Annotated in this window: 7 protein-coding genes; 2 read left to right on the top strand and 5 right to left on the bottom strand. The window is 63.2% G+C overall.

The genetic code is table 11. From position 1 onward, the window contains the following. Positions 1-150: 150 nt before the first annotated feature. A complete protein-coding gene (locus ACK59L_RS00950) occupies positions 151-804 on the top strand; it encodes a LexA family protein (protein WP_409271290.1) in 654 nt (217 codons plus the stop codon). 64 nt (positions 805-868) lie between these two features. Here ACK59L_RS00950 and ACK59L_RS00945 read toward each other — a convergent pair whose 3' ends face one another. The 4 genes from ACK59L_RS00945 to ACK59L_RS00930 form a co-directional block, all read right to left on the bottom strand. Then, a complete protein-coding gene (locus tag ACK59L_RS00945) occupies positions 869-2,821 on the bottom strand; it encodes an acetyl/propionyl/methylcrotonyl-CoA carboxylase subunit alpha (protein WP_409271288.1) in 1,953 nt (650 codons plus the stop codon). Then, positions 2,818-3,633 (bottom strand): gamma-carboxygeranoyl-CoA hydratase, encoded by an 816-nt coding sequence (locus ACK59L_RS00940; RefSeq protein WP_058605056.1) that lies wholly within the window; start codon positions 3,631-3,633, stop codon positions 2,818-2,820. The genes ACK59L_RS00945 and ACK59L_RS00940 overlap by 4 nt, the downstream gene beginning before the upstream one ends. Before the next feature lie 4 nt (positions 3,634-3,637). Next, positions 3,638-5,245, bottom strand: coding sequence for a carboxyl transferase domain-containing protein (locus ACK59L_RS00935; protein WP_409271286.1), 1,608 nt, complete (start codon positions 5,243-5,245; stop codon positions 3,638-3,640). Positions 5,246-5,340: 95 nt separating this feature from the next. Continuing rightward, complete coding sequence (locus tag ACK59L_RS00930; RefSeq protein ID WP_144966751.1) at positions 5,341-6,504, bottom strand: isovaleryl-CoA dehydrogenase; 1,164 nt, start codon at positions 6,502-6,504, stop codon at positions 5,341-5,343. A 232-nt stretch (positions 6,505-6,736) separates the two neighbouring features. Here ACK59L_RS00930 and ACK59L_RS00925 point away from each other — a divergent pair, with 232 nt between their 5' ends. Further along, positions 6,737-8,410, top strand: a complete 1,674-nt coding sequence (locus tag ACK59L_RS00925; RefSeq protein WP_409271283.1) for an AMP-binding protein — start codon at positions 6,737-6,739, stop codon at positions 8,408-8,410. Between the two features lie 58 nt (positions 8,411-8,468). Here ACK59L_RS00925 and ACK59L_RS00920 read toward each other — a convergent pair whose 3' ends face one another. Further along, positions 8,469-8,714 (bottom strand): hypothetical protein, encoded by a 246-nt coding sequence (locus tag ACK59L_RS00920; RefSeq protein ID WP_409271281.1) that lies wholly within the window; start codon positions 8,712-8,714, stop codon positions 8,469-8,471. Between the last annotated feature and the right edge of the window lie 226 nt (positions 8,715-8,940).

Raw genomic sequence — 8,940 nt, 5'->3', positions numbered from 1 at the left:
TCGTTTTTCGGATGTTTCATTGCGATACCTTCCAGGTTCTCGTCAAACACAATGAACTCAGAGCATAGGTCAATTTGTATTTTCTAGCGCCAAATAAATAATTCAGATTGTGTATTGCTGCTTCCAATACAGTCCGTATTGTTGCCGCTCATGGAAAATTGGAATGCATTTCTCAAGCGCTACAAGCGCGAACACAACCTCAGCCAGTTGAAACTGGCCGAGCGCCTGGGCATGACGCAAGGTGGGGTAGGGCACTGGCTTCGCGGTACCCGTCGTCCCACGTTGGAGACCATCAACGAAAAACTGGAAAAGCTCGGCCTGGTCTTTCTGGAGGCCCAGGTCATGGTGGTCGAGCGCGACCTGATGCGCGAATCACCTGGCCACTACGGTACTAAGCCGCCTGTTTCCGCACAGGCCCTGCTCTATGCGAGCTTTCGCTTTCCGGTGCTCAAGTGGGTGGACTTGCAGGGCCCGTTGCCTGAAACCAGCGAAGTGCACGAGCAGACCGACTACATGCCTGCCGGCAATGCGTTCTGGCTTGCCGTGGAAAACGACTCGATGAACGCTGCCAGCGGCAAGAGCGTGCCCGAAGGCATGCGCGTGCTGGTCGATACTGGGTTGCCCGCGGAGCCCGGCAGGTTGGTGATCGCACGCCAGCCTGGCAAAGCCCCCGTGCTCCGCCAATTGGTCGAAGAAGGCGGCGACAAGATGCTCAAGCCGTTGAACACCCGTTACCCCACGGTGCTCTGCGAAACCGGCTGTGAGTTCCTGGGCGTGGTAGTGCGGGTACACGGGGCGTTCTGAGGCCACGTGGCCCGTGCGGTGAGGCAAGGGCCGCAGGCCGTCAGGCACCGCGACCCCACGGCCTTCACGGTTCCAGTTCGACCAGCGCTGCCCCCTCGCTGACCATGTCGCCTTCCTGGCACAGCAAGGCTTTGACCGTGGTGGCCTTGGGGGCCCGAATGCTGTGCTCCATCTTCATGGCCTCCAGCACCACCAGCGGGGCACCTGCCTCTACCGCCTGACCCACCTCGACCAGTACCCGCACGATGCTGCCGTTCATGGGGGCCGTCAGGCCGCCTTGATGGGCAAGGTCGCTGGCTGCCTGGGCGAGCGGGTCGAATGCTTCGAGGGTGTGGAGTTCTCCATCCCAGTGCAGATACAGGCTGGCACCTTTGCGAATGGCAAGGTGGCGGGTGCGCAGGCCTGCCTGCTCTCGCATCAGCCAATCCCCTTGCAGGCTCCAGATGCCTTGGGTCTTCTGGTTAAGCGTCACGGCCTGGTCATGCCCGTTGTGGGTCAGATGCACACTCAGCGAAGTTCCAGCCCCCAAGCGCAGCCCGTCTTGTCGGGCCCACGGGGAGTGTGGGTCGTCCACGCGTGCCCAAGCAGGTTCGCTCAGCAACCACGCCTGGGCTGCAGCCTCCCAGCCCTCGGCCGACAATGCCTGCGCGGCGGGCAAAAGCGTTTCCTGATGACGCGGGATGAAGCCGGTATCCAGCTCGGCTGCTGCAAACCCAGGGTGGGCCAGGATACGTCGCAGGAAGGCGATGTTGGTCTTGACGCCGCCTACCGCGAACTCATCCAGCATGGCCAGCAAGCGCAGGCGGGCCTGCTCCCGGTCTTCGCCCCAGGCGATCAGTTTGCCCAGCATCGGGTCGTAGAAGGGCGACACCGCATCGCCTTCGCTCACACCGCTGTCCACGCGCCGGCCTGGGCCGCAAGCCGGTTCCCGGTAAAGCGTCAGGGTGCCGGTGGCCGGCAAGAAGTCATTGGCCGGATCTTCGGCGTACAGCCGCACTTCGATGGCATGGCCGTTGAGCGGTACCTGGTCCTGGGTGATGGGCAGGGGCTCACCGCAAGCCACGCGAATCTGCCAGGCCACCAGGTCCAGGCCGGTGATGGCCTCGGTGACGGGGTGCTCCACCTGCAGGCGCGTGTTCATTTCCATGAAGAAGAACTGGCCACGGGCGTCCAGCAGAAATTCCACGGTGCCAGCGCCGACATAGCCGATGGCCTGCGCCGCGCGTACTGCCGCCTCGCCCATGGCGCGGCGCAGGTCTGCCGAAAGGCCCGGGGCAGGGGCTTCTTCGACCACCTTCTGGTGACGCCGCTGGATCGAGCAATCCCGTTCGTTGAGGTACAGGCAGTGGCCATGGCGATCGGCAAAAATCTGGATCTCCACATGGCGCGGCTTCAATACGTACTTTTCCACCAGCATCCGCGCATCGCCAAAGGATGACAGGGCTTCACGTTGCGCCGACGCCAGGGCATCGGCCAACTGGCTTTCGTCCTCGACCACCTTCATGCCCTTGCCGCCACCACCGGCGCTGGCCTTGAGCAGGACCGGGTAGCCGACGTGCCGGGCGGCTTGCTTGAAGGTGTCCAGGTCCTGGGCCTGGCCATGATAGCCCGGCACCAGCGGCACGCCTGCGGCTTCCATCAAGGCCTTGGCGGCCGACTTGCTGCCCATGGCGTCGATGGCCGACGCAGGTGGGCCCAGGAACATCAAGCCAGCGGCTTCGACTGCGCGGGCAAAATCTGCGTTTTCCGAAAGAAAGCCATAGCCCGGGTGAATGGCCTGGGCACCGCTGGCCTTGGCCGCTGCCACCAGCTTGTCGATCTGCAGGTAACTGTCTGCCGCCTTGTTACCGCCCAGGTCCACGCACACATCGGCTTCCCGGCTGTGGCGGGCATTACGGTCGATGGCGCTGTGCACCGCCACCGTGGTCAGGCCCATGGCCTTGGCGGTGCGCATCACCCGGCAGGCGATTTCACCACGGTTGGCCACCAGCAACGTTGTCAATGGCGGGCGGTTCATGGGCGTGGCTCCTTGTTTGCATCGGCCTGCCAGGCAGGTTGGCGTTTTTCCAGAAACGCACGAAGGCCTTCCTGGCCCTCGGCGCTTACGCGGATTCGCGCGATGGCGTTCTCGCAATAACGACGCAGGCCAGGGCTGAGGGTACCGCCGTCGACCTCGCGCAGCAGCTCCTTGGTCGCGCGCATTGCCTGGGGGCTATTGGCCAGAAGGGTTTCAACCCACTGGTTCACGCTGGCCTCCAACTGGCTGGCCGGGTACACCTCGGCCAACAACCCAAGGGCCTGGGCCTGCAACCCGCTGAAGCGCTCTGCCGTAAGTGCATAACGGCGGGCGGCGCGCTCGCCGATGGCCTTGACCACGAAGGGGCTGATCACCGCCGGTGCCAGGCCGATGCGCACTTCCGACAGGCACAGCTGGGCGTCTTCGGCACCGATGGCCATGTCACAGCAACTGATCAGACCCAGGGCGCCGCCGAATGCGGCGCCCTGGACCACTGCCAGGGTCGGCACCTTGATGCGGTGCAGTGCATACATCAACTCGCCCAGCTCGCGTGCGTCATCCAGGTTGGTGTTGAAGTCCAGCTGCGCCGACTGCTGCATCCACGCAAGGTCGGCGCCGGCACTGAAATGCCGTCCCCGCCCACGCAGCAACACGAAGCGTACGCCCGCGTCGTCGGCAAGCTGCCCCAGGGCAATGTTCAGCTCGCGGATCATCAAGGCATTGAAGGCGTTGTGCTTGTCCTCGCGGCTGAGCCACAAGGTGGCGAAGCCACGTGGATCGTGGCTCACCTCTACCGTAGTGAAATCGCTCATGGGGTCACATCCTGAATATGCCGAAGCGGCTCGGTTCGATCGGTGCGTTCAGCGCCGCAGACAAGGCCAGGGCCAGCACATCGCGGGTCTGCGCTGGGTCGATGACGCCGTCGTCCCATAGGCGGGCGCTGGAGTAGTAAGGGTGGCCCTGATGCTCGTACTGATCGAGGATCGGCTGCCTGAGCCTGGCCTCATCCTCAGCGCCAAACGGCTCGCCGCTGCGCTCGCTCTGCTCGCGCTTGACCTGCACCAGCACGCCGGCAGCCTGTTCGGCGCCCATCACCCCGATGCGCGCATTGGGCCACATCCAGAGAAAGCGCGGGTCGTAGGCGCGTCCGCACATGCCGTAGTTGCCGGCACCGAAACTGCCGCCAATGATGACCGTGAACTTGGGTACCTGCGCGCAGGCCACGGCCGTGACCAACTTGGCGCCATGCTTGGCGATGCCGCCTTCTTCGTACTTCTTGCCCACCATGAACCCCGTGATGTTCTGCAGGAACAGCAGCGGGATACCGCGCTGGCAAGCCAGCTCGATGAAGTGCGCGCCTTTTTGCGCAGCCTCGGCAAACAGGATGCCGTTGTTGGCCAGGATGGCGATCGGGTAGCCGTGCAGGTGGGCGAAGCCGCACACCAGCGTGGTCCCGAACAAGGCTTTGAACTCATCGAACACCGAGCCATCGACCAGCCGTGCGATGACTTCACGCACATCGAAAGGCTGCTTGGCGTCAGCCGGAATCACGCCGTATAGCTCCTGCGCCGCATACAAGGGCGCAACCGGCGGCTTGCATTGCAGGGCACCGTGCTTGCGCCAGTTGAGATTGGCCACGCAGCGCCTGGCCAGCGCCAGGGCATGCTCGTCGTTCTCGGCGTAATGGTCGGCTACACCGCTGGTGCGGCAATGCACATCGGCGCCGCCTAGCGCCTCGGCGCTCACCACCTCGCCTGTGGCCGCCTTCACCAGCGGTGGGCCGGCCAGGAAGATGGTGGCCTGTTGACGCACCATGATCGCCTCGTCCGCCATCGCCGGCACGTAGGCGCCGCCTGCGGTGCATGACCCCATCACCACGGCGATCTGGGCGATGCCCAGTGCGCTCATGTTGGCCTGGTTGAAGAAAATCCGCCCGAAGTGCTCACGGTCGGGAAACACCTCGTCCTGGCGCGGCAAGTTGGCGCCGCCCGAATCCACCAGGTAGATGCACGGCAGACGGTTCTGCAAGGCAATGGTCTGCGCCCGCAGGTGCTTTTTCACCGTCAGCGGGTAGTAAGAGCCACCTTTGACCGTGGCGTCGTTGGCCACGATCATGCATTCCACGCCTTCCACGCGCCCGATCCCGGCGATCAGGCCGGCTGCCGGAACGTCTTCGCCGTAGACCTGGTGTGCAGCCAGCTGGCCGATTTCGAGAAAGGCGGAACCGGCATCGAGCAGACGTTCGATTCGCTCGCGGGGCAGCAGTTTGCCTCGCGAGGTGTGCCGCTCCTGAGCCTTGGCGCCGCCACCCTGGGCTACTTGGGCAAGTAGCCCACGCAGGTTGTCGACCTGGGCCTGCATGGCCGCCTGGGACTGGGCGAATTCGGGTGACCGGGGGTTCACTTGGGATTTCAGAATCATCATGACTCCTGGTGCAGCGGCGCGCCCTTGGCGTGGCCGTGCAAGGTTGTCCGGTGTGGCCACGGCGGGCGTATGAGCCGGCCGCAGCGCCAGCGTGTTCAGCGGGTCTCGTTGAACAACTCGCGGCCGATCAGCATCCGGCGGATTTCGCTGGTGCCGGCGCCGATTTCGTAAAGCTTGGCATCGCGCAGCAAGCGACCGGCGGGAAATTCGTTGATATACCCGTTGCCGCCAAGAATCTGGATCGCCTCCAGGGCCATCTGCGTGGCGCGCTCGGCGGTGTAGAGGATCACCCCGGCTGCGTCCTTGCGGGTGGTTTCGCCGCGATCGCAGGCCTGGGCCACGGCATACAGGTAAGCGCGGCTGGCGTTGAGCTGGGTGTACATGTCGGCGACCTTGCCCTGGATCAACTGGAACTCGCCGATGCTCTGCCCGAATTGCTTGCGGTCATGGATGTACGGCACCACCAGGTCCATGCAGCTCTGCATGATGCCGGTCGGGCCGCCGGCGAGTACCACGCGCTCGTAGTCCAGGCCGCTCATCAACACCCTTACGCCGCCATTGAGTTGGCCGAGGATGTTGTCCTCTGGCACGTGCACGTCATCGAAGAACAGCTCGCAGGTGTTCGAGCCACGCATGCCCAGCTTGTCGAACTTGTTGCTGCGGCTAAAGCCTGCCCAATCGCGCTCGACGATGAACGCAGTGATGCCATGGGGGCCTTTTTCCAGATCGGTCTTGGCGTAGATGACGTAGGTGTTGGCGTCGGGCCCGTTGGTGATCCACGTCTTGCTGCCGTTGAGCACGTAGTGGTCGCCGCGTTTGTCGGCGCGCAGTTTCATCGACACCACGTCCGACCCTGCATTGGGTTCGCTCATCGCCAGGGCGCCGACGTGCTCGCCGCTGACCAGCTTGGGCAGGTACCTGGCCTTTTGCGCGGGCGTGCCGTTACGGTTGATCTGGTTGACGCACAGATTGGAGTGGGCGCCGTAGGACAGCGCGACCGAGGCCGAGGCGCGGCTGATTTCTTCCATCGCCACCACGTGCGCCAGATAACCCAAGCCTGCGCCACCGTATTCTTCCGGGACGGTGATGCCGAGCAGGCCCATGTCGCCGAACTTGCGCCACATGTCGGCAGGGAACAGGTTGTCGTGGTCGATCTGCGCGGCGCGAGGGGCGAGCTCGGCGGCGGCGAAGGTGCGCACCTGGTCGCGAAGCATGTCGATGGTCTCGCCCAGGGCGAAGTTCAGGCTGGGGTAATGCATGCGAGGGCACCTTGTTGTTCTTGAAATGGGATCACGCTGCGAGCGGCAAGCTTGTCTGGGCAGGCAGCTGACGCCGAAAGCGTGCTCAGCTGTCTATCACCTTTACGTAAACGTAAACCTGCACCTGCTTTTTTGTCAATTTATCCGTCACCTTTACGTAAACGTAAATCTGAGCCAAAGTGATTGGCGCGCATTTGGCCCCTATCCAGAACAATCAAAAGAAGGGACGCACATGACTCAACCCAGCTATACCCGCGGTCGCCAGGACCGCCCCTTGCTTACTCAAACCATTGGCCAGGCCTTCGACGCGACCGTGGCGCGCCTGGGCGAGCAGGAAGCACTGGTGGCTCGGCACCAGCGCCTGCGCTACAGCTGGCGGCAACTGGCGGAGCAGGTCGAGTCATGTGCCCGGGCGCTGATGGCCCTTGGGATCGAAACCGGTGACCGCGTGGGCATCTGGGCACCCAACTGCGCGCAGTGGTGCATCCTGCAGGTGGCAACTGCCAAGGTGGGCGCCATCCTGGTCAACGTCAACCCGGCTTACCGGGTGGGTGAGCTTGAGTACGTGCTGCGCCAGTCAGGGTGCAGCTGGCTGGTCTGTGCCGACGCGTTCAAGCATTCCGATTACCACGCCATGGTCCAGGCCTTGGTGCCGGAGTTGGCGACCGCAGCACCCGGTCAGATGAGCAGTGCCGCGCTGCCCGCCTTGCGCGGGGTCGTAAGCCTGGCCAACGACCCGCCTGCTGGCTTCCTGCCGTGGGAGGCACTGGCCACGTGGGGCATGTCCGTAAGCCGCGAAGCGTGCACGGCTCGGCAAAACAGCCTGCATTTCGACCAGCCGGTGAACATCCAGTACACCTCTGGCACCACCGGCTCGCCCAAGGGCGCTACCCTCAGCCACTACAACATTCTGAACAACGGCTTCATGGTTGGCGCAAGCCTGGGCTTGACTGCGCATGACCGCATGGTGATCCCGGTGCCCTTGTATCACTGTTTCGGCATGGTCATGGGCAACCTGGGCTGCATCACCCATGGCACCACCATGATCTACCCAGGCGACGGCTTCGACGCCGAGTTGGCCTTGCGCGCCGTGGCCGAGGAACGCGGCACCATCCTGTACGGGGTGCCCACCATGTTCATCGCCATGCTCGATCATCCGGCCCGCCAGTGTATGGACCTGTCGTCCTTGCGCAGCGGCATCATGGCCGGTGCTACCTGCCCGATCGAGGTCATGCGCAGGGTCATCGACCAGATGCACATGGCCCAGGTGCAGATCGCTTACGGCATGACTGAAACGAGCCCGGTGTCGTTGCAAACCGGCCCGGATGATGACCTGGAGCTGCGCGTCACCACTGTGGGCCGTACCCAGCCGCAACTGGAAAGCAAGATCATCGACCCGCAAGGCGCAACGGTTGCGCGCGGTGAAACCGGGGAGCTTTGCACGCGCGGCTACAGCGTGATGCTGGGTTACTGGAATAACCCCGAGGCCACGGCCAGTGCCATCGACGCGGCCGGATGGATGCACAGCGGTGACCTGGCGGTGATGGACGAGGCGGGCTATGTGCGCATCGTCGGGCGCAACAAGGACATGATCATTCGCGGTGGCGAAAACATCTATCCGCGTGAAATAGAAGAGTTCTTCTATACCCACCCGGCGGTCGCCGATGCCCAGGTCATTGGTATCCCGTGCAGCCGCTTCGGCGAGGACATCGTCGCCTGGGTCAAGCTGCATCCAGGTCACCAGGCCACTGCCGAGGAGCTGCAGGCCTGGTGCAAGTCCCGTATCGCCCACTACAAGGTGCCCCGCCATATCCGCTTCGTCGATGAATTTCCCATGACGGTGACGGGCAAGGTGCAGAAGTTCAGGATGCGGGAGATCAGCGTGGCTGAACTGGGCAGGGTCTAGTAGGAAGGTCAGTTACAGATGCCGTGGCAAGCCCTCACCCTGACTGCGTGGCAAGCCCTCACCTTGACTGCGTGGCTTTCCAGAGTGCCTCGGCCAACTGGCTGACCGTCATTGTCGCCTGATACTTGAAACTCACCTGGGTGTCTTCCTTGATTTGATCGACAGCACGGCTGACGACTTCATCATCGAGTGACTGCAGCACCGTTGCGGGCTGTGGGTCTTCTATGCCTGCATCCTGAAGGCACTCGATGATGTAGGTTTCGTATTCGTCTCGTTCGCTGGGGCTCATACCGTCATGCGTCATGTCCGTGACTCCTGAATCACAAAGGTGACTTATGATCGGAACAACGCAGCGGATGCGCCACTGGCAAAACTGACAGTTTTCGACTTCAGTCGACCGCCTTTATCGGGGGTTCCTGACTGGGTGGGTCACCCACGGTTGGCGGAACCGTCGGCTGAATCGGCAGGTCATCCGGGTCACGCTCAGGCTCCGGGGGCGGGAGGTTGGGATCGTCAATGTTCGGATCGGG

This window comes from Pseudomonas sp. KCJK9111 (assembly GCF_046231935.1).
GTDB classification, from domain to species: Bacteria; Pseudomonadota; Gammaproteobacteria; order Pseudomonadales; family Pseudomonadaceae; genus Aquipseudomonas; species Aquipseudomonas parafulva_B.
This window is presented reverse-complemented; position numbering and strand designations above follow the sequence as displayed.

Bases quoted from the DNA above. Each gene is read 5' to 3' on its own strand.
- ACK59L_RS00920 (WP_409271281.1), bottom strand. From the start codon at position 8,714: ATGACGCATGACGGTATGAGCCCCAGCGAACGAGACGAATACGAAACC.
- ACK59L_RS00935 (WP_409271286.1), bottom strand. From the start codon at position 5,245: ATGATGATTCTGAAATCCCAAGTGAACCCCCGGTCACCCGAATTCGCC.
- ACK59L_RS00950 (WP_409271290.1), top strand. From the start codon at position 151: ATGGAAAATTGGAATGCATTTCTCAAGCGCTACAAGCGCGAACACAAC.
- ACK59L_RS00925 (WP_409271283.1), top strand. From the start codon at position 6,737: ATGACTCAACCCAGCTATACCCGCGGTCGCCAGGACCGCCCCTTGCTT.
- ACK59L_RS00940 (WP_058605056.1), bottom strand. From the start codon at position 3,633: ATGAGCGATTTCACTACGGTAGAGGTGAGCCACGATCCACGTGGCTTC.
- ACK59L_RS00930 (WP_144966751.1), bottom strand. From the start codon at position 6,504: ATGCATTACCCCAGCCTGAACTTCGCCCTGGGCGAGACCATCGACATG.
- ACK59L_RS00945 (WP_409271288.1), bottom strand. From the start codon at position 2,821: ATGAACCGCCCGCCATTGACAACGTTGCTGGTGGCCAACCGTGGTGAA.